Below are 23,024 nucleotides of genomic sequence, written 5' to 3'. Positions count from 1 at the left end.
GCGGACGCTCGCTTATGCCCAGGCTGCGGCCGGACAAGGAGGCAAAGCGTAATGAAAAATGCAATAGGCAGAGAAATTCCCAGTGTAATTGCTGGATTTGATACATTTGAACTTTATGCAGGACCGTTTGCTAGACAACTTTCCGGTTCTGTACGCGGTCCGAAGCTGAGAAGCGTGACGCCGCGCAGTAATAAAATTTTAGCGTCCATTGAAGCAGCGATTGATGCAGTAGGCTTAAAAGACGGTATGACGATTTCTTTCCATCATCATTTCCGTAACGGCGATAAGATTTTAAATCGCGTAGTGGAAGCCATTGCTAAAAAAGGCATTAAAGATATTACTTTATCGCCCAGCTCTTTGAGTACGGTCAATGACGCCATTATTCCATTCATTGAACAAGGCGTTATTACGGCCATTGAAACAAGCGGCGCCCGCGGCAAGCTGGGAAGATTCTTAACAGCAGGCCACAAAAACCTGAAAAAACCGCTCCATATTCGTTCTCATGGCGGTCGCGCCAGAGCGATTGAAAGCGGCGATATTCATATTGATGTAGCGTTCCTTGGCGCACCAGCCTGTGATCGTTTTGGCAACATTAACGGTACACAAGGCCAGTCAGCCTGCGGTTCTTTAGGCTATGCCATTCAAGATGCTGCTTTTGCCGATCAAGTTGTAGCGATTACAGATCATCTAGTGGATCATCCATTGTTCCCGATCAGCATTCCCCAGACGCAGATTGATTACATCGTCGAAGTAGACAGCATCGGTGATGCTGCGGGAATCGCTTCCGGCGCGCTTCGTTATACGAAAGATCCGAAAGAATTGCTGATTGCGCAGTATGCAGCAGGCATTATTGAACACTCCGGCTATCTGAAAAATGATTTTTCCGTACAGCTGGGCAGTGGCGGTGCGTCCATGGCTGTAGGCCGCTTCATCAAGAGCAAAATGCAAGAGCAAGGGATTGTCGGCAGCTTTGGCGTTGGCGGTATGACCGGCGTATTTGCGGAAATGATGGAAGAAGGCCTCTTTAAAATGATGTTCGATGTGCAGAGCTTTGATATTCCGGCTATCGAATCGATTAAGAAAAATCTGAACCATGTAGAAATGTCGGCGTCGTACTATGCGAATCCGTATAATGGCGGCCCAATTGTGAATAATCTCGATGTAGTCATCTTAAGCGCCACGGAAGTAGACGTGGACTTTAACGTCAATGTAATTACTGACTCGAATGGTGTTATTATGGGCGCCTCAGGCGGTCATAGCGATACAGCGGCTGGCGCTAAAATGTCAATCGTTGTAGCACCGCTGTTGCGTGGCCGTCTGCCGATGGTTAAAGAATCCGTGCAGACCGTCGTAACGCCCGGGGAAACGGTAGACGTAATCGTCACGGAACGCGGGATTGCTGTAAATCCGAAACGCCCAGATCTAGTGGATCAGCTGAAACATGCGCCGCTGCCGATTGTTTCCATTGAGGAACTGCAGGCAAAAGCTTATGAATTGGCAGGCAAACCGGAAGAAATTGAAGTCACTGATGATGTTGTTGGTGTGGTAGAATATCGCGATGGTACGATTATCGATGTCATCCGTCGTCCCGTAGAAAAATAATCATAAAAAAACAAAGTCTCAAAATAGGATTTCAGCTATTTTGAGACTTTGTTTTTTTATGATTATTATTTAATCAAGATAATCAGGGAAAAAATCACCTTGCATAATGGCGAGTTCCCCCATATATTTCGATGCTGTATCTAGATCAATATGAAGCTTTTCTTGAATAAAAGTAAGTGTTGTATTTTCATCTTCTTTTTCCGTATGATCAACTTGTGCCAGAAGTAGTAAATTCGCATAAACTATATCCTTGTACGGATGATTTTCAAAGAAGCGACAAAGCTTGTTTAAAATAGCGTCATTCTCTAAAATGGAATTAGACGGAAATGGCGTTTCTAGTTCTTTTAGATAACAATCAAATAGTAGTTTTTGGGGGTAGTTAAAATGTCCTTCTGATTTCATGAGATATAATGCCAGGGCAGAAAAATTTTCTTTTTCTTCAATTGATTTTAGATAGTTTAATAACATAATCAATTCCCCTTTCTTATAAAAATCAGTAAAAATAGTAAAATTACTTATACTTAAGGAGCTAGTTTTACTCTTTATTTTTATTATAATGAATAAAAGCGCAATCTAAAAATAGAAAAAACAGCCTTTTAGTATAGGCTATTTTTATGGGTGGGAGTTTTATGGATATAAAACAGTTGAAATATTTTCAGGCCATTGTGAAAGAAAAAAATATTACGAAGGCGGCGCAACGTTTATTTATGACGCAGCCCTCGTTGAGTCAGCAAGTGAAAGCGTTGGAAACAGAGCTTGGTGTTAAGCTCTTTGAAAGAGGTAGCAGATCAGTTAGGTTGACTGCTGCTGGGGAACTATTACAGAAACGATCAGAAGTCATTTTAGAGTTTTTACGCGCAACGTCAGCAGACTTAAAAGCGTTGCAGAATGGCGAAGAGGGCACTTTGTCAATCGGAATGATTGCTTCAGCTGGGGTCACACTTTTGCCAAGCTTTTTTAAAAAGTTCAACGAGAAATATCCGAAGGTAACATTTCGGTGTTATGAAGGAAATACACAAAGAATTTTAGATTTACTAAATCGAGGCATGATCGAAATTGCTCTAGTTCGCTCCAATTTTAATAAAATGAACTATGTATATATGACTTTACCGTCTGATCCAATGGTTGTTGTTTGCCGAAAGGAACAGGAAAGTACAGTGCTTTCACCAATTGATCTTGACTATTTGAAGAATAAGCCTCTATTGCTTCACTCTAGTAACGAAACCATGATTGTGAAAAGTTGTAGACGCTATGGATTTATACCTAATATTCTTTGCCGGGGCGATGATGTGAGATCTTTGCTTGTTTGGGCTGAGCAAGGCCTTGGTTATGCAGTGGTTCCTCGATCAGCATTAAAACTAATAGCAGTTTCTAACTTGCAATATTGGGAAGTCACAGATTCCTTGCTACGGATTGAACGATCCCTGATTTGGCTGGAAAAACGAGCCCTGTCTTTACCAGCAAGACGGTTTATTCAGCTCATGTTTCCGAGCGTTAAATTCGAATAAAGCGTTATAGAATAGGAGCAGGCATTGGCAATTTTATGTAAAGATACATTTTCGTGTTATAATAATAGGTAAAGGGGAGATGCAAGATGTTACAAAGAAAATATTGCCGATTATAAAATTACGGAATTTTACCCAACAAAATACGCCGATGCTTTCGCGAATTTTATTGGCTAAGATATAGTTATACATTGAAAAATCGTAATTGATTGACAAGAGGACTTGTTTATGCTAGTCTAAACAAGAATTAAATAGCTTCGTTAGGTGAGGCTCCTAAATGAACATAAGCCACTGCCCAAAAATGTCGAGAGACGCCAATGGGTAGAACAGGTATTACCGGATTAAGGTTTTACATAATGTGGCTGAGCGTTTTTGTATTTTGCTCTACGTTATTTAGTGCTAAAACTCAACGAGTGGGGAAGGAATCTGTTTATTTACGTTGCTTAAAAAGCCTTCCATTAGGGAGGCTTTTATTCTATTTGCGCAATGAAAAGCAAAGCCTTCTTTTTAAAGAAGTGCTTTGCTTTTTCTGTAATAAGGAGGTGGACGACAATGGATGGCGAGAGTGGACCTAGGTTTAGTAAGAGAATGGTTTACCCAGGAAAAACAAAATATGATGATTCAATAAGTCGTCCAGTTCTTTTACAGTAGGGCGCAAGGAGGATACCATGCAAAACGGAAAAGTTATAAACGGTTCCATTGGCATAAATGTCAAAAGTCAGTGGGCTCAAAGGCTCATGACATTTTTGATGGTGATGGGACCCGGTATTATTGTAATGGTTGCAGATAATGATGCTGGTGCTGTGTCAACGTATATACAGGCTGGGGCGAACTATGGACTGCATCTTATGTGGCTTTTAGTTTTATTACTGCCAATTACTTACTTTACGCAAGAAATGGTTGTTCGTTTAGGCATAGCTACAGGTCAGGGCCATGCTGCGATGATTTATAAGCGGTTTGGTAAATGGTGGGGCGCCTTTTCCTTATTTGATCTTTTACTCGTTAATTTTTTTACGTTAGTTACGGAATTTGCCGCTATTTATCTCGGGCTCGAAGGATTAGGTGTTAATCCTTTGTGGGGAGTGCCTGTAACAGCTATTGCTCTTATTGTTTTAGTACTTACGGGAAGTTATTTGCATTGGGAGCGAGCTACCATTGTTCTCTGCTTACTTGATCTATCCTGGGTGTTTTTGGCAAAGGTTGTGTCGCCTGGATGGACTGTAGTTGCTTACCATACAGTTATACCAACTTTGCCGCCAGGGCCGATTACATCTGATTATATTTTTTTAGTTATTGCAATTGTCGGAACAACGATTGCACCATGGCAGTTGTTTTTTCAGCAAAGTTGTATTGCTGATAAGAAATTGCGGTTTTCAGATTTAAAGCATGCTCGCGTTGATACCTTTATTGGTGCGTGCTGCACTATTTTTATTGCTGCTTGCATGATGATTGTGGGAAACTTTGCCTTAGAAAATGGTATTGCCTTTGAAGATCCAGCGAAAATGGCTATTGCGTTAGCGCCATTTCTGGGTGATCTTTTTAAAAATGGCTTACTTGTCTTAATGGTTAATGCCGCTGTATTAGGAGCAACGACTATTTCTCTTTCTAGTGCCTGGGCTTATGGCGAAGTGAAAGGTTTAGCCCATAGCTTACAAAAACCTTTTAGTGAAGCGCCTGGTTTTTACCTAGTCTATGGCTTTTGTGTGCTTGCAGCGGCAGTAATTGTTTTAATCCCCAACGCACCTTTGCAAATGATCATCGTGAGTGTGCAGGTGTTAGCTGGCTTGATGCTTCCTTCGGCCATCGTATTTTTACAGCTGCTCTTAAATGACAAAGAACTGTTAGGTGAACAGTTTGTCAATAAACGTTGGAATAATTGTATTAACTGGCTGGTGATTTTTGTTTTATTTGGGTTGTCTTTAGCTTTAGCAGTGCAAGTTATATTACCAGAATGGTTTAATTAGGAGGCCGATAAAATGATTTGTAAAGAAAATGACAATAATAATAGCTTTTATGTAGTTCATCCTTTATTTGATAAGCCGGAAGAAAAATGCAAATTAGAAGGGTTAGGACTTATGAAGATGAGTCCAATGGTAAAATCGTCGTTACTTTTTCTACGGTTGTACTTGGTTTTCATGGTAGGACTTGTTTTTTACCGTGCGCTCAATGAGCTTGGGGTTATATAAGTATTTCCTATAGTTTGTTACTAATAGAGTAACGCCTGCTATATAACGGTTTTCATTGTATAGTAGGCGTTTTCAATTTATTATGAGTTTTTTGGGGGAGATGCATTTGTAATGTGTTACTTCTGATTGACAAGAGGCCGTGATTGCTATAGAATCTTATTGACTAAGGTCAATAAGATTCTTTCTTATCTTGTTAAAGATCTAAAGGGGATAAACTAGCGGGTCAACGTGAAAATATAACCGAAGAGGTGAGTGATACGACTAGAGTTAGAAAAGATCCTGAAGTACGTCAAATTGAGTTGATTGATGCGGCTACGGAGCTATTTTGTTCTAATGGCTACGAAAAAACAATGGTCGCTGATATTGTAAAGCAAGTCGGTGTGGCGAAAGGAACATTTTTTTATTATTTTCCTACCAAGGAAGCAATTTTAGAAGCGATTTGCACGCGCTGGGCTAGTGAACTCGTTGCCTCTGTGCAGTTGCAAAGCCGTCAGTTCACGGCATTACATAAATTGCAATTCTTTATTTCGCAGTTAACAGCTCCTACACAAATAGATATTATGATTGATAAGTTATGGAGTGAAAAGCAATTTAATTTAGTGTATACGACATGGCAGAAACAGGTTGAAAATATCTTCAATCCGCTTCTATCTGATATAATCGAACAGGGAAATCAAGAAGGGTCTATGCAGGTAAATTCTATAAAAGAAACAGCTGCTTTCTTTTGGAGTACCTTAGATTGTTTGTGGGAATCAGCCTATTTAGAAGAAGCGGCCGACGTTCTTTTGGCGAAGGAAAAGATCGCTGAGTCAGTACTGGAACACCTTTTGGGAATCGAGGCAGGCAGGATTAAACTGTCGGCTTTTTAAGCGAAACCTGTATTAGAGAACATCTTTTTTTGCAATGTTACTGACCTGGGTCATCATATTTTTTTGATTTATAACTGACCAGGGTCAATATTGCAATGCTTTTATTTTCAAACTATTAGGAGGATATCTATGCTAAGAAATAAACTTCGGTTTAGAAACGGGATCATCATATTGATTCTAATCGTACTTGTCAGTATGCTTGCTTGGCGAATTTATAATGTCCAGCAGCAAGCTGTTATTATGAATCAGCCGCTAGCAGTAACTACATCAGAGGCAAGAAAGATACAAAAGTCAAATATTCTACCTTTAACTGGCACCGTAGAGGGGATTACTTCTGCTATGATTAGTAGCCGTTTTGCTGGGAAAATTAATCAGATCTTGGTTGAAGATGGGCAAGCCGTCTTGAAAGGAACTATGCTTTTACAACTAGATACAGTCGAGCTGGCTAATGCAGTTCGGATTGCACAAAACAATGTCCGGCAAACTGAGGCCAGCTTAAATACAGCTCAGGCTGATTATGAACGATATAGAACTCTCTATGCCCAAAATGCTGTGACGAAGCAACAACTTGAAACAGCAGAAGCCCGTTTAATCGCTAGTCGCAGTGAAGTCGATAACGCCTATGCGAATTTGAATAATGCGCAAAAGCAAATGGAAGACGGCAGTATCATTAGTCCTGTGACGGGGGTAATTGCTAATAAAGCCGTTACCATTGGTCAGGTTGTGTCACCAGGCAATGCTCTTCTAACGGTAGAACAAATTGACCAGGTCTATGTAGTAGTAAACATTGAGCAAAAAGATATTGCTGTAGCGAAACCAGGCGTTCCTGTAACTATTACAGTAGATGCCTATCCGAATCAGACTTTTACCGGAACGATAGCGATCATCAATCCAGTGGCAGGCAGTGAAAGTCGTATGTTTCGAGTGAAAATTAAGGCAGATAACCCGAATCAGTTATTAAAGCCTGGTATGTTTGCACAAATCGCCTTAATTGCAGGCGAGTCGCAGGCTGTTCTTGTAGTGCCGCGAATGGCGGTTATAGCGCAAAAAGGGTTGAATTATGTTTATGTGGCAGTCGATGGTCAAGCAAAAAAAACATTGGTAGAAATAGGCGAATTAATTGGTGAGCAAATTGAAATCAAAGCAGGTCTTCAGGCCGGTATGCCTGTAGTCGTCAATAACTTAGATAAAATCAAAGCTGGCGATACCTTGTTAGTGAAGGAGGCAGCTAGCCCATGAGTTTACCGGAATTTAGTATTAAACGCCCGGTTTTTGCCACAGTAATCCTCTTGGCGCTTATTTTATTAGGCGCTGTTAGTTATTTTCGCATGAATGTAGATGAAATGCCTGATACAAGTCTACCCTATGTATCAGTTATTATTACCTATGAAGGGGCGCAGCCGGAACAAATTGATGCTCAAATAACGCAAAAAGTAGAAGAAGCAGTGGGGGAAGCCAAAGGCGTAAAACATGTTCGGTCCACTTCGCGTGAGGGCGAAGCCGAAATTGGCGTGGACTTTAATCTAGAGATTGATCCGGCCAGTGCGATTCAAGATGTTAGAGATAAAATCAGTGCAATTCGTAGTGAACTGCCTGACAAGATTAAAGAACCAGTTATTGCCCGTTTTGATATGAAAGCGGCTCCTGTTGTTGCGGTTGCACTTACAAGTGAAACCGCCAATAGTCGCGAATTAAGTGTTTTTGTCGACGACGTAATAAAACCTCGCTTGCAAAAGATTGCTGGTATTGGTCAACTGAAGATATCAGGTCGTCAACAACGAGAAATTCAGTTGTTGCTAGATCAGGAGAAAATGACTTCTTTCGCGCTTTCTATACCGGAGATTACGGAACGGTTACAGCAGGAAAACCTTGATGTTCCTGCCGGAAAACTCAGTGCAAGTAAGCAGGAATTATCAGTACGTACAGCAGGCAACTTCAAAAATCCGCAGGATTTTCTAAATGTTGTCGTCGGTATCAGAAATGGCTCCCCCATCTATTATCGGCAAATTGGGACTGTTAAGGATACCATCAAAGACATTGAGACGATTGCCCGTTACGACAATCAACCGGCTATTGGTCTAGAAATAGGCAAACAATCTGGCGCTAATGCCGTAAAGGTTGGGAATAAAGTAAAAGCTGAATTACAAAAAATTCAAAAGAACTTGCCAACGGGTATGGTATTGCATCTCGTTCGTGATGATGCTCAACGGGTTGAGGACTCCATTCATGAAGTGTGGTTTGATCTTATAATGGGCGGATTTTTCGCCGTATTCGTCGTACTGTGGTTCCTTGGCGATTGGCGGAGTACGTTTATTAGCGCGATAGCGATTCCTGTTTCGATTGTAGCGACTTTTTTCTTTATGAAACTCGCTGGTTTTTCTATTAATAGTATGTCCTTGTTAGGATTGTCCCTATCTGTGGGGCTGCTTATTGATGATGCCGTTGTAGTTATTGAAAATATTATTCGTCATAGGCAAATGGGAAAGAGTGCTATTCAAGCTGCTGCCGAAGGAACTAAGGAAATCTCTTTGGCAGTTATGGCCACCACTTTTACTGTAGTTGCTGTTTTTTTACCTGTCGGCTTTATGTCCGGTGCAGTGGGACAATTTTTTAAAGAATTTGGCCTAACGATTGCTATGGCTGTATTAGTATCTCTTTTTATTTCTTTTACACTGACGCCGATGATGGCAGCCTTATATCTACCAGTAGGACAGCAGCATACTTCAGGTCGGCTGAAAGCTTGGTGGCTAAAGTGGAATGGTTGGTTCGACTGCTTAGCTGAGGCTTATTCAGTGGTGCTGAAAACACTGCTTTACAAGCAACGAAAAAAAGTATTGCTAGGTGCAATGACCTTATTTCTATTCAGCATGATGTTGGTCCCGTATCTTGGATCTTCATTCTTTCCTGTGACCGACCAAGCGCAGTTTACCGTAAAAATAAAAATGCAGGAAGGGCCTACGTTGCCAGAGTTAGCCAATACTCTCAACAAAATGATTGAGGAGCTTCGGACTATTCCTGAAATTCGACATGTTTATGGTATATCGACTAAGGAAGAACAGAGCTTGTTTATAACTTTGGTTCCGAAAAATGAGCGACACCGGAGTCAAGCGGAGATGATCAATGAAGTACGTCAAAGACTCAATCGTATTTCTGGTATCAGAGTGGATATTGAGCAAGGCGATGGTAAACCTGTTGCGATTTCTGTGACTGGCGACTCTGTAGAAAAGCTGAGTGAAATTGCTGCTCGGTTACAGAAAAAAATCGAAAATATAGCTGGGGTGCAAGATGTGGTTTCGAGCTATCGTCCTGGTAAGCCCAATTTAAATGTTTCTATTAAATCACAGCAAGCCAGCGATTTATCCGTTTCCACTGCTACTATTGGTACGAGTTTGCAAACGCTGCTAGGCGGGGCTGTTATTGGAAAATACAGCGATGGTGAAGAGCGGATTGATATTCGTGCGCGGTTGACAGCGATGGATCGCAGTCAACCAGGCAATTTGAGCCATATCTATGTTCCCAGTGAAAAAATAAAAACTGATGGACAAAAAATGCTGATCCCGTTGTCTCAGGTTGCCGAGTGGAAATACACGACAAGTCCTGCTGAAATTAATCGTTATGATCGGCAAAAAGAAATTCGCCTGACTGCCAATTTAGAGAAAACGACTCTCGGTGAATTTAACAATCAACTGGATGGTGATATACAAGATATGCCACTTCCTGTGGGATATCAGATCAGTGCTGTTGGCGAATCCGATGATATGGATGAGTCTTTTTCTAGTATGGGAATTGCGTTAACACTGGCGATTGCCTTTATCTTTATGATTTTGGCGGCGCAGTTTGAAAGCTACAGCGAACCCTTGGCGATTATGCTATCTTTGCCTTTAGCCATCATTGGCGCTTTGCTTGGCTTATTTTTATCTGGCAGTGATCTTAGCATGATTTCAGCAATTGGGATTATGATGCTTTTGGGGCTCGTTACCAAAAATGCTATTCTCCTCATTGATTTTGCGAAGCACCATATCGAAAAGGGGAATTCCTGTAATGAATCTTTAGTAGCTGCCGGACGTATCAGGTTGCGTCCGATACTCATGACTAGTGTAGCTATGATTTTTGGTATGCTTCCGATCGCTTTGGGCGTTGGTCCCGGTGCGGAAGCTCGCGCCCCAATGGCGCATGCCATCATTGGCGGCCTGATTACATCAACGCTACTTACTCTATTTGTTGTTCCTGTCGTTTATTCGCTGTTTCATGATTGGAAGTTGCGAGATTCATGAAGATGATAGAAAGAGGGATTGAACTATGAAAAAGAATATTTTTGATGAAATTATTTTAAGCGAAGTGAGACGGGAAGAGTTTGGTGAAGTAGAAAAAGTTATCTATCATACCCTGGAGTCTACCTTACTCAATGAAAAGATGCTGGCGGTACTAGGGGAAGACGCTGAAACTATGTTGGCGGAAGAAGAGGATAAGCTTTTGGCAGCAGACTTTTTGGGCAGCTGTGGTGTAGCTTATAAAATTACTCATAATCAGGATGTCATTGGCGGAGTTTTTATCACCTTCAATCATGCCAGTCATAGCGGTGAATTAGTGCTTTTTGGACTTCAGCCGGATTATCAAGGTAAGGGAATTGGACAACGGGTTTAGCACTATATTGAAGAATTTTACTCAAACATTGAGCTTTGGGAGTTGGTAACACCGACAGCAGCTTTACTGAATATTGATTTTTACATTAATAAATGCGGCTTTCATATTGTGAAATTTATGAAAGCTACAGAATCCTTTAAATGGAGTTTCTTTAAATTTGAGAAAAGGCATAAATGGAAACCCAAGATCAGTCAAAATTTTTAAAAATCTCTAGAATTTATACTGTAGATTTGATCCAAAAAAACTCAGAAAAGCGGGTATAATCATTGTTGTTTGGGTATTTTGTCCTATTATAAAATATATAGGAGGGTTTAAAAAGAATATGTCGAAACTTAAAAGAATATTATTTGGAAATTTTAGCAATTAATTTTAGATATTAGATAATTAATATAGGGTATTAGGGGAATTATGAATAATCGCATAATAAATCATTTATCTTATGAGGAAACATTAAAAAATTTATTGGAATATGATGAAAAGCATACAAATGAATTATGCGATAGTCTCAAATTCCCTAAATTAGTTTCTACCCGGTTTATTGCTCTAAGAAAAAACGTTGAAATTGGATTTGTCGCTAGTAATTTAACAAAATGGGAACAGCAAAATATTGATAAATATGGTAAGAATCATATTTATCAAGAATATTACCCCGCAATATTTGATTTAGCGAAAAAAATTAGTATTCCTCGCAAAGTGGAATTTTACGGGTGTAATATCGACTATTATTACTTGTTTCCACCAACTTTTTATAAGAATATGATTTATAGTTTTTTTTACATCTTCTTTGCAAAACCTATTTTTAAAAAGTTTCATTCCCACCAAAATTCATTAGAATTAAAGCTTACCGGCGAAGTTTCGGCATTTTTTAGTAGACAAAATAGGTATGGACCCGAGCATATTTCAGTTGCTATCTTAGATAATCAATTTATTACTATTATGATTTCAGGTTTACTGACACCTTTTTTTGAATACATGATACATACAGATAGGGAAGAAGCTTGTTTTATTGAAAATATGCTTGTTTTACAAGCGAAAACCATTTTAGAACAAATTCTTAATAAGTATTTTAATACAGCTATAGACAATCCATTTATTTATTTTGATAAAAAAGCAGATAAATTGATTATATTATCACACCTATCACAAGAAGAATGGGTAAAATTTTTAGATGCAATGTCCGCTTAATTTAGAAGCTATATTTTTAAGAAATATTTTATGATATATTTTAAGGAATATAGTGTAAATTATGCTTGCATTGTATTTAGACGTAGTCTTGTGTTTTTAGTTTCATAGTTTTTTTATAGCAAGTTAGGCAGAACGTTAGATGCGAAGCTGTTTAATATACGCTTGTACTTTTATGTGCAAGCGTATATTTTTTTGTAAATTTATTAAAAATTTCTTTTGGAGCGAGAGGAAGTGCTATGAATTCGTCGCTATGATGGAATCGAAAGTGTAAACCAAAAATAATTAAAAGGAGAGAATGGAACTAATGAATTTTCTAACTAATTTAAAAGTGAGGATGAAATTAAGTTTTTTAATTGCTATTGCTTTCGTATCTTTGGGGATTGTAGGGATTACCGGTTACTATTATTTACAGCAAGCTAGTAAAGATATAGCAATTATGTATGAGAAGCGATTGATTCCTGTACGGCTTTCCGTAGAAATAGCCTCTTTTATAAGAACTGCCAATGGCAATGTATTAGAGCTAATGCTAACGACCGATGAAGCTAAAAATCGTGAATTGAAAAAATCAATTGATGGTCGCGCCGATGCTATCAACAAGAATATGGCGAGTATAGAACAGATGCATTTTGATCCAAAATCCGATGAATTGTTTGCTAAAGTGAAAGAGGCTCAACAAAAATATCGTGTAACTAGAGAGCCTATTATCGAACTTAGTATGCAAAATAAAAATGCTGAAGCCTATGCTCTTTATGTAACGACTTTAGAGCCGCGAGCTAATGAATACATTAGCGCTATGCGCGATTATACTTTATATATTCAAGATTTGGCGGATAAGATGAATACAAATGTTCAAGCAGCTGAGGCTAGATCAATACAGTTGTTAATTGGCATTATTGTGCTTGCGTTTATTATCCTTGGTGTGAGTGGTTGGCTCATTGGTCGAATGATTGCAAATCCGTTACAATTGATGGTAGCCTTTTGCAGTGAATTAGCTAGTGGTGATTTTCGTGAAAAAGTTCGTAAAGTCAGTAGAAAAGATGAAATTGGTCAAGTTGCCGATGCTTTGGCTAGCATGCGCAGTAACCTTCGTCAGGTTTTAAAACAAGTTAACAACTCGGCGGAGCAAGTGGCGGCGTCGTCAGAAGAATTAACCGCTAGTGCAGATCAGTCAGCTCAAGGAGTTACTCAAGTGGCTAGTTCAATTGCTAGTGTAGCATCTGGTGCAGAAAAACAATTAAAGGCTGTGGATGCAACTTTTTCTGTGGCAGAACAAATGTCTGCAGGAATTCAACAGGTTGCTGCCAGTGCGAATCAAGTAGCTGGCAGTACCTCACGAGCCGTAGAATCGGCGAAAGAAGGAACTAAATCAGTTGAGAAAGCGGTTAATCAAATGGTACATATTGAAGAGACCGTTAACCATTCAGCGCGAGTCGTAGCAAAGCTAGGAGAAAGATCCAAGGAAATCGGGCAAATTGTTGATACAATAGCTGGAATTGCTGGGCAAACTAACCTGTTGGCGTTAAACGCTGCGATTGAAGCAGCGAGAGCTGGTGAACAAGGGAGAGGGTTTGCCGTTGTTGCGGAAGAGGTTCGAAAATTAGCAGAACAATCACAGGAAGCAGCAAAACAGATTGCTGATTTAATTGGAGAAATTCAGGGGGATACTGATACAGCTGTACTCGCGATGACCGAAGGTACCCGCGAGGTTAAGGTTGGTTCCGAGGTTGTTACTACTGCTGGGGAGGCCTTTAAAGAAATCGCAAAAATGGTAGCAGATGCTGCTTCAGAAGTAAAAGATATTTCGGCTGCGATGCAACAGATGGCTGGTGGCAGTCAACAAATTGTTGCAGCAATGAAAGAAATTGATGGATATAGCAAAACTGCCGTTGGACAATCCCAGTCAGTATCGGCAGCAACAGAAGAACAATCCGCGTCGATGGAAGAAATTGCCGCTTCAAGTCAGAATCTTGCGAAGCTGGCGCAAGATCTCCAAGCAACTGTGGTACGATTCCAGATTTAACGGTCTATACTGGAAAATTTCTCATAGTTTCTCAAAAAAAATTATCATTTCTCAAATTATAGTGATAAATAAGGGGACGAATTAATGGTTTTTCGCACTTCTTTCCTTGGCATGAATTTTGCATTAATCATTTGATAAGCAAGCTTCATAAATGGAAGGTGAGAAAATTGAATCAAAATATGAATTTAGTAGAAAATCCCCTGTGGAATTCTTTTGTTAAAGCTTTGAAAAATGAAGTGGTGCCGGCAGTAGGATGTACGGAGCCTATTTCGTTGGCGTTAGCCGCTGCTATTGGCGCTCGGCGTTTGAACCAGCCAGTTGAGCGAATTGAAGCGAAGGTTTCTGCTAATTTACTAAAAAACGGCATGGGCGTTACGGTACCAGGAACAGGAACGGCCGGTTTATTAATTGCTGCTGCTGTAGGTGCTTTGGGTGGTGATCCTGAAGCAAAATTAGAAGTATTAAAAAGCCTTACACCAGAGCAAGTCACAGCCGGAAAAGCGATGGTAGCGCATAATCAAGTTCAAATTTCGGTGGCCGATGTTCCTAATATCCTTTACTCTGAGGCAAAACTATTTCATGGCGACCAATGGGTAAAAGTATGCATTGCTGATACACATACGAACGTGGTGAGAATTGAAGAAAATGGCGAGGTTGTGTTTGAGGCGTCTGCCGATAAAGACCAAAATAAGGAAAGCTCTTATTCATTAAGCGGCGTTCGGGCTCAAGATGTTTTTGAATTTGCTTTAACAGCGCCTTTAACGATGATTGATTTTATTTATGAAGCGGCTAGTTTAAATGAGTCTTTGTCCAAGGAAGGGATGAAAGGCGGCTATGGTTTGCGTATTGGCGCTACTATGCAGAGAAACATTGAAAAAGGTTTGATGGACAATAGTCTGTTAACAAAGATTCTTGTGCGTACAGCAGCGGCATCTGATGCGAGAATGGGTGGAGCTGCATTACCAGCTATGACGAATTCGGGATCAGGCAACCAGGGAATTGCGGCAACTATGCCTGTCGTGGTAGTGGCTGAGCATGTAGGCGCTAATCGTGAGAAACTCACGCGGGCTTTGATTTTGTCTCACTTGATGGCTATTTATATTCATGATAAATTGCCTACCCTTTCGGCGCTTTGTGCTGTAACGACGGCATCCATGGGAGCTGCAGCTGGGATGGCATGGCTATTAGATGGCAACTTTGATAGTGTTAGTATGGCCATTTCTAATATGATTGGCGATGTGTCTGGGATGATTTGTGACGGAGCTTCTAATAGTTGTGCAATGAAAGTTTCCACTTCAGCTACAGCCGCTTATAAAGCAGTACTCTTGGCTTTAGAGGGGACGCGAGTTACTAGTAGTGATGGCATTGTTGCTGAAGATGTGGATCAATCTATTGCCAATCTAGGTCAATTAGCTTCGCAAGGAATGGTTCAGACTGATGGACAGATTTTAAAAATTATGTTAAACAAGCAAGTCAATTAAGGAATAGGCAAAAGGAGGGTTTGGCGATTGCCGAACTCTCTTTTTATTTTAGGATGCTATTGTAAAAACACGATTCTTTTATCGTGAAAGCTGTAAATTATAGCTTTCAAAAAAAAAATTCCATTATATAATAAGGATAGAGAGTGAATTTTGCAGAAAGAGTACTTTTTTTGTCAAGGAGATGGTATTGTTAGATATTGCTATCTGATTCTCATTTTGCTATAATGCTCAATATTCCATGTCGTTACTGTGACTCATACTATGAAGAAAGCATGAAGAAAAAGTCTGGCTGCGGGACATATTATAAGAACACAGTAGGAATTGGTCTTTGAACACGACTTAGGCTGTAAAAGAGCAGGTTTTATAATCAGGAGGCTTATAATTGAATGATACGGGAATTACGCAGGATACTTATAGGTAAACCACTTCATAATCAGGAGTTGGCTCACGAAAGGCTGCCGAAATGGAAAGCGCTTTCGATTTTTTCATCAGATGCTTTATCATCTGTTGCCTATGGTCCCGAGCAGATTATGCTTATGTTAGTGTCAGTACCTGGGATTATTGCTTATGGGTACATGGCGCCGATCGCATTATCTATCTTACTATTACTGGGAATCGTTGCTTTATCTTATGTTCAAGTTGCTAAAGCGAATCCAACAGGCGGTGGCGCTTATGCAGTTGCTAAGAAGAATTTGGGAGAAATGCCTGCGCTGATTGTAGCAGGATCGGTTTTTTCCGATTATGTACTGACGGCTGCGGTGAGTGTTTCAGCAGGTACGGCAGCCATTGTTTCCGCTTTTCCATTTCTGTCTGAACACATAGTAGGACTTGATTTATTTGTCTTATTTGGTCTTTTAATGTTAGTGAATTTGCGCGGTGTTCGGGAATCATCCAACGCTTTTGTTGTGCCTACTTACGCCTTCTTGGCAGGTGTAACTGTTTTGATCTTAGTTGGTACCTGGAAAGCGTTTACTGGCGACATGTTTGTTCTACCGCCTGAATCGGCTGCAAAGCAGCAGCTTGATTTTGGCATGATTTTGCTTATTTTACGAGCTTTCGCTAATGGCTGTAGTTCTATGACAGGGATTGAGGCTATCGCTGATAGTGTACCTATGTTTAAAGCGCCGGAATCGAAAAATGCCTCGGTTACGACATACTGGATGGCAAGTATTCTTGGTTTTATGTTTATTGGTATTACTTATTTAATTATGCAAAATCACATTTTACCAATTCCTGAAGTGACAGCCATGTCACAGTTGGCAGAAAGTATTTTTGGCCGGTCTTATATTTACTTTTATATTCAAATTACTACTATGCTAGTTCTTTATTTGGCTGCTAATACAGCGTATAATGGATTGCCTATTCTTCTTTCGATTATTGCGAAGGATGGATACATGCCGCGATACTTAGCTACTAGAGGTGAAAGACTTACTTTTTCCAATGGCATCGTGCTACTAACCATAGCGGCAGCATTATTAATTGTTGTTTTTCACGGGAATACAGATCAACTTATTTCGCTTTATGCTATCGGCGTTTTTATTTCTTTTACGATTGCTCAAACGAGCATGGTTGTTCATTGGTTTAGGGAAAGAGGCAGTGCTTGGCAAATTCGGGCTTTTTTGAATGGTTTAGGCGCGATTACGACAGGGCTTGTCGTTGTTATTATTACTGTTACTAAGTTTATTCATGGTGCTTGGTTAATTTTATTATTTATTCCCATGATGATTTATTTGTTTAAAAAAATCAAGGCTCATTATAATAGTATTGCAGATCAATTGCACTTGCCAGAAGCATGCTATGAGGAAGGTCCGACTGTTTTTCCTAAAGGAAAACATATTGTCATTGTCCCTGTTTCATCACCAACGCGCGTTGTGTATGAATCCATTAAATATGCAAAAATGATTGGCGACAATATTATAGCAGTTCATATTTCCGATGATATAGAGATGCAAAAGAAGATCAAGGAAAAGTGGCGTAAATGGAATCCCGGTGTAGAACTCATCACGATTCATTCGCCCTATCGGCTGTTGATGCGGCCGTTGCTTCGCTTTATTGATAAGGTGGAAAGTAAGAAAGAGCCTGACGATTATATTACGGTCTTAATTCCTGAATTTGAAACGCGAAAATCTTGGCATCGTCTCTTGCATAATCAAACAGGATTGATTTTACGCAATATGCTTGTTTGGCGTCAAAACGTAATCGTTACAACCGTTCCATTTCATTTAAAAGAATAGTTTTTTTAATAAAAGCTCTTTGGCCTAATGCCAAAGAGCTTTTGCTATCTCTGTCATTTTTTTGTCACAAATTTACTGTAAACTAAAATTGATAAAAATGATTCGTTATATTTAGGAGGGACAGACGATGCAGAGAAAAGGAATTCTTTTGTCGATCATGATGCTTTGCATGGTAGTTTTGACCGGCACTGCCTTTGCCTGGACAGGAAAAGCGGATGTAGATGCTTGGGGTAAGCCAGTGCAATTTTATTCTGGTGGCCCCGAAGGATACTATATTTGGCAGGATGACAGAGGCTTTCATCTTTGGACGATGACAAGACCGGGAGAAAGGCACGTATTTACTGGTATGATTCGCACTGACGGTGATTTTTTACATGTAAGAGGTCATAATTTAGAACGTGGCGATTATTATGACGTTACGGAAAATGGTAAGAACCATTTTTGGTTTGATTTTTCGAATCGAAATGGTGATGAACGCATAAGCTTTGGGAATTCCGAAAGAATGAATAGTAATAAAAAAATTCGCTTTCGGCTTGATACCGACAGCCAGTCCGATGGATTGAACTTTAAAGTGCAAAATGCTCAATATGTTGATTTTGAATTATTTGAAGATGGTAAGCCAATTTCTCATAAACTAATTCGAATTGGCGAGATCGGTTGGCACCCTTACGTAAACCATTTCCACTTAGAACAATAAAAATAATTAATTAATAAAGATAATTGTTATCAATTGCGAAAATGTGTGGTATAATAGAAAAAAGAGAATTTTGAAGGAGGTTGTAGATTATGGAAATGACCTCATTGTATATTGCAACTTTACTTTTAGGCGCTTATTCTGGATTTCGCATTTTTGCTTGGAATCAAGTAAAGTCTGAAACAAAACCTGTTTTTTGGACGTCTGAACTTCTTAATATTGCCGAGGTTTGTAAGCGGTCGCCAGGATCTCCTTGTTGGCCTGCTGGAAAACTGACAAGAAATAGGACATCTTTTTAAAATCAAGACGATGATGAAAGCACTTCTTTAGGCTCATAGAGCTGTCAAGAAGTGCTCTTTTATTTATCTGATACTATATAAACTTTTCACGATGAGACTTTTGTTTTATAGTAAAGGAAAGTCTTGTTACGGTTGATTGGAAGGATGAGTATGACAAAGAAGGAAAGCGTGAATTTTTGGACTGTGCCGCAATTAGCAAACTTAGAGTTACTTCATGCAACTTATGTACAGCAGAATTTTTCCAAACATTTTCATGATGGTTTTGCTTTTGGTGTCATTGAGCAAGGAGCGTTACGATTTTCTTATCATGGTGAAAGTCTAGTTGCGGCTAGTGGCTGTATTAATTTGGCTAATCCCGGCGAAGCTCATGACGGGTTTGCTGCAACAGAAGCGGGCTGGACTTATCGCATGTTCTATTTGCAGCCGAAGCTTTTAGAACAAGCTGTCTATGATTTGTCAGGAAAAATCAATACACTTCCTTTTTTTGCAGCGGGAGTTATTGAAGATCCTTATTTAGCTATGTTTATAAGAAAGTTCCATTTCTTGTTGGAAAAGTCTGCTCTAACATTTTTAGAACAGGATTCACTATTGCTTATTATGCTAACAGAATTTATCTCTCGTTATGGCAGAGAGACAGTTCCGGTAAGACGGTTAGGGAAAGAAATGCCTAGAATTCGTTTAGTTCGAGAGTATATTGAGGAGAATTATCAAAGAAACTTTTCGTTGCAGGAGTTAGCCTCACTAGTACAGATTAGTCCTTTTTATTTAATTCGTTTATTCAAGGCGGCGATTGGGTTGCCGCCACATCTATATCTTAAACAAGTGCGAATTCGACGAGCTAAAGAACTTCTTGCTAGTGGTTTATCTTTAGCTTCTATTGCGCAGGCGATGGGGTTTACCGATCAAAGTCATTTTTCACGACAGTTTAAGGAGATTATGGGTATCACTCCTAAAAATTATAGCAAGATCATACAAGAAAAATCCCCCGGATTATTTACAATAAAGTAAAAGGCTTATTTGGTTTTGGCCGATATAAATAGGGGGTTAGTATTATGGTAATTGCTACAGATGCTTGGAGAAAAGATTATAGTGGGTCCATGATGGCGGTTTTAGTAGTAGAAAACTTGATAAATATATCTTTCTGTGAGGCTTTAGAACAGAAAAAACAAGAGATAGAATCAGAGCTACGGGCTCTATTTCAGTCAACGGAGGCTATTCGCGAGCATTTTCCGATTCCTATTTACAGCGACTACTATAAGAGATATAAAAAAACGTATCATGTTATGAAGCAAATCGAATCAATTGCTTTAAAAGCGAAAAAGATTCCTTCTGTAGCCGCGACAGTAGAAGCTATGTTTATGGCAGAAGTAAAAAATGGACTTTTAACGGCTGGGCATGACTATGGAGCCCTGAGTTTTCCTTTAATATTAGATGTGGCTAAAGGTGAAGAAAGCTACTTCGGGATTGGCGGAAAAGAACAAAGGACAAAGCCTGGTGATATGATGCTTTCTGATCAGAAAGGAATTATATCTTCTATTATTTACGGACCAGATGATAGAACGCGAATTGAATTAGAAACCAATAAAGCATTATTTGCTATTTATGCGCCAGCGGGAATTTCACAAGCGGTGGTGCAAGCTCATTTTGATGATATTTATGAATTTCTTCAACTTGCATCGCCTCAAGCACAAATTATGCTAACTGAATTTATTAAGTAAATGGGTTTTGATGAAAAAAGGACTTGGCGTGTGCCGAGTCCTTTTTTATAAAAATCTTTATTATAAATTTTATCAAGATATTTATTCTATGTTTGAAATATAGGCTAATGATTCCGTAAGCCAGCCAATTTGGGCTTCTAATTGTGCCATTGCTCCGCGTAAAAGCAGGTAGTCGCCTAGTCTTTCTGGTGTGATTTCTTCACCATCATATTCGCTCATTTTTTGTTTATAACGACTTAACAGTTGACAGCACTTTTTTTGGCGGCTTTGTAGCTTTTCTTTTAATTGATCTTTGCTTAGATGTTCGGCAAAATACATGCGCAGCTTGAACACATCTTTATTTTGCGGCAACGGCGGTTCATCCTCTAGCATCCATTGATTTAGGGCCTGTTTGCCTGTAGCGGTGAGCGTGTATATTTTTTTTTCTAAAGCTTCACCTTGGATTATAATTTCATACTCAATAAGTCCAGCGCTGACTAGCTTTTTTAACTCAGGATAAATTTGACTCTGATTCGCACTCCAAAAATCAGCCACACTGTCATTGAATATCTTGGTTAAATCATAGCCAGTTACTTTTCCTTTATCAATTAATCCTAAAATGGCATAACTTAATATATTCATATAAAATGACTCCTTTTGCTTGACTATCTAAAATTTAGTATATATAATCAATATATAAATTACAACATGTAAAAACATACATATTATAATTTATATATTGATAGGGAGATGGTTTTATGGAAAAGGAATTGAAAAGCTTAATTGGGAAACACTTCATTTACACATATGATAATGGTTGGCAATATGAATTTTATGTTAAAAATGAGAATACTGTTGATTATCGGATTCATAGCGGTATCGTAGGCGGACGCTGGGTTACTGATCAAACAGCTTATATTGTAGCTCTAGGAGAAAATGTATATAAGGTATCCTGGGATGAACCGACAGGGACTTGTGTAAGTCTAGCTTTTAATTTGAGCACTCGTAAAATTCATGGGACGATTTTCTTCCCGGCATGGGTTGCTGAAGATCCAACCAAGACGGTTTGTTATCAAAATGAGCATCTGGCAAAAATGAATGAATATCGTGATCAGGGTCCAACTTATCCTAAAATGGTGGTTGATGAGTTTGCTACCATTACTTTTATTGAAGAATGCGGCGCTGATAATAATTCAGTCATTCAATGTGCGCCAAGCGAGCTGCCGACAGGGTATACAACACGGCAAAATTAAATATAAAAGAGAGGAAGAGAAAGTGTGAATTGGAGCAGTGTATGGCGAGCTTTAGTTATTTCTAGCTTTTTAGTAGTTGGTTTTTCCGGAAATCTTTTGGCGGCGCCCGCGGGAATGGATAGTCAGAACTTAAGCGTGGTTATTGAAAAACCTCTTATTAAATTAATTTCTAATGTTGTGTATGAGCAAGTGCCAATGCGCGGTTATGATAATGTCGCAATGAAAATGGACATATTGAAACCAGAAAAGAATGGAAAAATGCCAACCATTCTTTTCATTACAGGCGGCGGGTTTATTAACGCGAACAAAGATAGCTTTATACAGCAGAGGATGGATCTGGCAAATGCGGGATATGTTGTGGCAAGTATGACCTATCGCGTTGCGCCTACAGCCGTTTTTCCCGAGCCGCTCGAAGATGTAAAAGCTGCAATTCGTTACTTGAAAGCTCACGCTGAGCAATTTAATATTAATCCTGATAAAATTGGTGTTATGGGTGGTTCGGCTGGCGGATATTTATCAGCTTTTTCTGGAACGACTAGCGGTACAGGACTTTTTGATAAAGGCGATAATCTGAATCACACGAGCGATGTTCAGGCAGTTGTTGATTTATTTGGTTTGTCAGATTTGACAAAGGTTGGAGATGATTTTTCACAGCAAGTGCAAAATTATCATAAATCGGCCGGGGCTACAGAAGCCTTATGGGTTAATGGGAGCCCAGTATTTACAGGAAAAGACGGTGGGGTTTTAGCGAATCAAGAGAAAGCTAAATCCGCCAATCCAATTACTTACATTTCTTCAAAAACGCCACCATTTCTTTTGATGCATGGTGATAAAGATACGGTTGTTTCTCCCAGTCAAACAGAGATTTTGCATCAATCTCTTGTTGCTCATGGCATAGAATCAACTCGATATGTTGTGCACGGTGCGCAACATGGCGGAATTTATTGGGCACAGCCGGAAGTAATGAATATCATAATTCATTTTTTTGATGAGCATTTAAAATAGCATGAGGCTGATGGTTAATATTTAATTTAAATATTGCTTTTAACATATCTCTATGCTATAATAAATAAGTCGTAATTATGCGACTTGTGCTTGTAGCTCAGTTGGATAGAGCAACGGCCTTCTAAGCCGTGGGTCGCAGGTTCGAATCCTGCCAGGCACACCAACTTAAAACTAGTAATGGCAAGGCTTCCGAGATTTCGGGGTCTTGCCGTTTTTGTTATATGCTGGGAATGTGGGGCTGATGCTTAGTTCTAGCTTGCTCTGAATACAGAAACTAGCTGCTTTATCTATTGTTATTTGATAATTGCGGTGCTATCATGAGAGACAAAATACCCTTTATAGGGATGGGA

The 23,024-nt window shown here is 39.4% G+C and carries 20 protein-coding genes, 1 tRNA gene and 1 riboswitch; of the genes, 19 read left to right on the top strand and 2 right to left on the bottom strand.

Translation table 11 applies throughout. From position 1 onward, the window contains the following. Nucleotides 1–51: 51 nt before the first annotated feature. Complete coding sequence (gene citF / locus AC0NJP_RS17025; RefSeq protein WP_474039804.1) at nt 52–1,602, top strand: citrate lyase subunit alpha; 1,551 nt, start codon at nt 52–54, stop codon at nt 1,600–1,602. A gap of 69 nt (nt 1,603–1,671) precedes the next feature. Here the strand turns inward: citF and AC0NJP_RS17020 are convergent, their stop codons facing one another. Further along, nucleotides 1,672–2,070: a hypothetical protein gene (locus AC0NJP_RS17020; protein WP_474039803.1), complete on the bottom strand. Its 399-nt coding sequence runs from the start codon at nt 2,068–2,070 to the stop codon at nt 1,672–1,674. A gap of 161 nt (nt 2,071–2,231) precedes the next feature. Between AC0NJP_RS17020 and AC0NJP_RS17015 the strand changes: the two genes are divergently transcribed. From AC0NJP_RS17015 to AC0NJP_RS16945, 15 genes are all read left to right on the top strand, one after another. Then, nucleotides 2,232–3,110 (top strand): LysR family transcriptional regulator, encoded by an 879-nt coding sequence (locus tag AC0NJP_RS17015; protein WP_474700531.1) that lies wholly within the window; start codon nt 2,232–2,234, stop codon nt 3,108–3,110. A 246-nt stretch (nt 3,111–3,356) separates the two neighbouring features. Continuing rightward, nucleotides 3,357–3,532, top strand: a riboswitch (M-box (ykoK) riboswitch). 243 nt (nt 3,533–3,775) lie between these two features. Next, nucleotides 3,776–5,071, top strand: a complete 1,296-nt coding sequence (locus tag AC0NJP_RS17010; protein WP_474700530.1) for an Nramp family divalent metal transporter — start codon at nt 3,776–3,778, stop codon at nt 5,069–5,071. Between the two features lie 12 nt (nt 5,072–5,083). Further along, complete coding sequence (locus tag AC0NJP_RS17005; RefSeq protein WP_474039800.1) at nt 5,084–5,293, top strand: hypothetical protein; 210 nt, start codon at nt 5,084–5,086, stop codon at nt 5,291–5,293. A gap of 248 nt (nt 5,294–5,541) precedes the next feature. After that, the gene (locus AC0NJP_RS17000; RefSeq protein ID WP_474039799.1) at nt 5,542–6,162 is read left to right on the top strand and encodes a TetR/AcrR family transcriptional regulator; all 621 of its coding nucleotides are present in this window, start codon (nt 5,542–5,544) and stop codon (nt 6,160–6,162) included. Nucleotides 6,163–6,291: 129 nt separating this feature from the next. Further along, entirely contained in the window at nt 6,292–7,401 is a 1,110-nt protein-coding gene (locus AC0NJP_RS16995) for an efflux RND transporter periplasmic adaptor subunit (RefSeq protein ID WP_474039798.1), read from the top strand. Further along, nucleotides 7,398–10,436 carry an efflux RND transporter permease subunit gene (locus tag AC0NJP_RS16990; RefSeq protein ID WP_474039797.1) on the top strand — a complete coding sequence of 1,013 codons (3,039 nt, stop codon included), beginning with the start codon at nt 7,398–7,400 and terminating at the stop codon, nt 10,434–10,436. Before AC0NJP_RS16995 ends, AC0NJP_RS16990 begins: the two co-directional genes overlap by 4 nt. A 25-nt stretch (nt 10,437–10,461) precedes the next feature. Next, nucleotides 10,462–10,806 (top strand): GNAT family N-acetyltransferase, encoded by a 345-nt coding sequence (locus AC0NJP_RS16985; RefSeq protein WP_474039796.1) that lies wholly within the window; start codon nt 10,462–10,464, stop codon nt 10,804–10,806. A gap of 408 nt (nt 10,807–11,214) precedes the next feature. Then, complete coding sequence (locus tag AC0NJP_RS16980) at nt 11,215–11,991, top strand: Na-translocating system protein MpsC family protein (protein ID WP_474039795.1); 777 nt, start codon at nt 11,215–11,217, stop codon at nt 11,989–11,991. A gap of 304 nt (nt 11,992–12,295) precedes the next feature. Continuing rightward, complete coding sequence (locus AC0NJP_RS16975) at nt 12,296–14,011, top strand: methyl-accepting chemotaxis protein (protein WP_474039794.1); 1,716 nt, start codon at nt 12,296–12,298, stop codon at nt 14,009–14,011. A 158-nt stretch (nt 14,012–14,169) separates the two neighbouring features. Continuing rightward, nucleotides 14,170–15,492, top strand: a complete 1,323-nt coding sequence (locus AC0NJP_RS16970; protein ID WP_474039793.1) for an L-cysteine desulfidase family protein — start codon at nt 14,170–14,172, stop codon at nt 15,490–15,492. Between the two features lie 386 nt (nt 15,493–15,878). Then, nucleotides 15,879–17,726: an APC family permease gene (locus AC0NJP_RS16965; RefSeq protein ID WP_474039792.1), complete on the top strand. Its 1,848-nt coding sequence runs from the start codon at nt 15,879–15,881 to the stop codon at nt 17,724–17,726. Between the two features lie 127 nt (nt 17,727–17,853). Further along, entirely contained in the window at nt 17,854–18,423 is a 570-nt protein-coding gene (locus tag AC0NJP_RS16960; RefSeq protein WP_474700529.1) for a hypothetical protein, read from the top strand. Between the two features lie 89 nt (nt 18,424–18,512). Continuing rightward, nucleotides 18,513–18,719: a hypothetical protein gene (locus tag AC0NJP_RS16955; RefSeq protein WP_474039790.1), complete on the top strand. Its 207-nt coding sequence runs from the start codon at nt 18,513–18,515 to the stop codon at nt 18,717–18,719. Nucleotides 18,720–18,869: 150 nt separating this feature from the next. After that, complete coding sequence (locus AC0NJP_RS16950; protein ID WP_474700528.1) at nt 18,870–19,727, top strand: AraC family ligand binding domain-containing protein; 858 nt, start codon at nt 18,870–18,872, stop codon at nt 19,725–19,727. Nucleotides 19,728–19,771: 44 nt separating this feature from the next. Beyond that, nucleotides 19,772–20,437, top strand: coding sequence for a hypothetical protein (locus AC0NJP_RS16945; RefSeq protein ID WP_474700527.1), 666 nt, complete (start codon nt 19,772–19,774; stop codon nt 20,435–20,437). Between the two features lie 81 nt (nt 20,438–20,518). Here AC0NJP_RS16945 and AC0NJP_RS16940 read toward each other — a convergent pair whose 3' ends face one another. Beyond that, nucleotides 20,519–21,058, bottom strand: a complete 540-nt coding sequence (locus tag AC0NJP_RS16940) for a PadR family transcriptional regulator (protein WP_474039786.1) — start codon at nt 21,056–21,058, stop codon at nt 20,519–20,521. A 116-nt stretch (nt 21,059–21,174) separates the two neighbouring features. Here AC0NJP_RS16940 and AC0NJP_RS16935 point away from each other — a divergent pair, with 116 nt between their 5' ends. The 3 genes from AC0NJP_RS16935 (at nt 21,175) to AC0NJP_RS16925 (ending at nt 22,837) form a co-directional block, all read left to right on the top strand. After that, nucleotides 21,175–21,669 (top strand): phenolic acid decarboxylase, encoded by a 495-nt coding sequence (locus AC0NJP_RS16935; protein ID WP_474039785.1) that lies wholly within the window; start codon nt 21,175–21,177, stop codon nt 21,667–21,669. 24 nt (nt 21,670–21,693) lie between these two features. Next, the gene (locus tag AC0NJP_RS16930) at nt 21,694–22,674 is read left to right on the top strand and encodes an alpha/beta hydrolase fold domain-containing protein (protein WP_474039784.1); all 981 of its coding nucleotides are present in this window, start codon (nt 21,694–21,696) and stop codon (nt 22,672–22,674) included. A gap of 86 nt (nt 22,675–22,760) precedes the next feature. After that, nucleotides 22,761–22,837 (top strand) — tRNA-Arg (locus tag AC0NJP_RS16925). Nucleotides 22,838–23,024 lie beyond the last annotated feature (187 nt).

This window comes from Pelorhabdus sp. sgz311002 (assembly GCF_056134285.1).
This window is presented reverse-complemented; position numbering and strand designations above follow the sequence as displayed.

Coding starts and splice junctions, on each gene's coding strand:
- AC0NJP_RS16975 (WP_474039794.1), top strand. CDS start 12,296: ATGAATTTTCTAACTAATTTAAAAGTGAGGATGAAATTAAGTTTTTTA.
- AC0NJP_RS16950 (WP_474700528.1), top strand. CDS start 18,870: ATGACAAAGAAGGAAAGCGTGAATTTTTGGACTGTGCCGCAATTAGCA.
- AC0NJP_RS16990 (WP_474039797.1), top strand. CDS start 7,398: ATGAGTTTACCGGAATTTAGTATTAAACGCCCGGTTTTTGCCACAGTA.
- citF (WP_474039804.1), top strand. CDS start 52: ATGAAAAATGCAATAGGCAGAGAAATTCCCAGTGTAATTGCTGGATTT.
- AC0NJP_RS16935 (WP_474039785.1), top strand. CDS start 21,175: ATGGAAAAGGAATTGAAAAGCTTAATTGGGAAACACTTCATTTACACA.
- AC0NJP_RS16985 (WP_474039796.1), top strand. CDS start 10,462: ATGAAAAAGAATATTTTTGATGAAATTATTTTAAGCGAAGTGAGACGG.
- AC0NJP_RS16965 (WP_474039792.1), top strand. CDS start 15,879: ATGATACGGGAATTACGCAGGATACTTATAGGTAAACCACTTCATAAT.
- AC0NJP_RS16995 (WP_474039798.1), top strand. CDS start 6,292: ATGCTAAGAAATAAACTTCGGTTTAGAAACGGGATCATCATATTGATT.
- AC0NJP_RS17005 (WP_474039800.1), top strand. CDS start 5,084: ATGATTTGTAAAGAAAATGACAATAATAATAGCTTTTATGTAGTTCAT.
- AC0NJP_RS17010 (WP_474700530.1), top strand. CDS start 3,776: ATGCAAAACGGAAAAGTTATAAACGGTTCCATTGGCATAAATGTCAAA.
- AC0NJP_RS16940 (WP_474039786.1), bottom strand. CDS start 21,058: ATGAATATATTAAGTTATGCCATTTTAGGATTAATTGATAAAGGAAAA.
- AC0NJP_RS16955 (WP_474039790.1), top strand. CDS start 18,513: ATGGAAATGACCTCATTGTATATTGCAACTTTACTTTTAGGCGCTTAT.
- AC0NJP_RS16960 (WP_474700529.1), top strand. CDS start 17,854: ATGCAGAGAAAAGGAATTCTTTTGTCGATCATGATGCTTTGCATGGTA.
- AC0NJP_RS17020 (WP_474039803.1), bottom strand. CDS start 2,070: ATGTTATTAAACTATCTAAAATCAATTGAAGAAAAAGAAAATTTTTCT.
- AC0NJP_RS17015 (WP_474700531.1), top strand. CDS start 2,232: ATGGATATAAAACAGTTGAAATATTTTCAGGCCATTGTGAAAGAAAAA.
- AC0NJP_RS16945 (WP_474700527.1), top strand. CDS start 19,772: ATGGTAATTGCTACAGATGCTTGGAGAAAAGATTATAGTGGGTCCATG.
- AC0NJP_RS16980 (WP_474039795.1), top strand. CDS start 11,215: ATGAATAATCGCATAATAAATCATTTATCTTATGAGGAAACATTAAAA.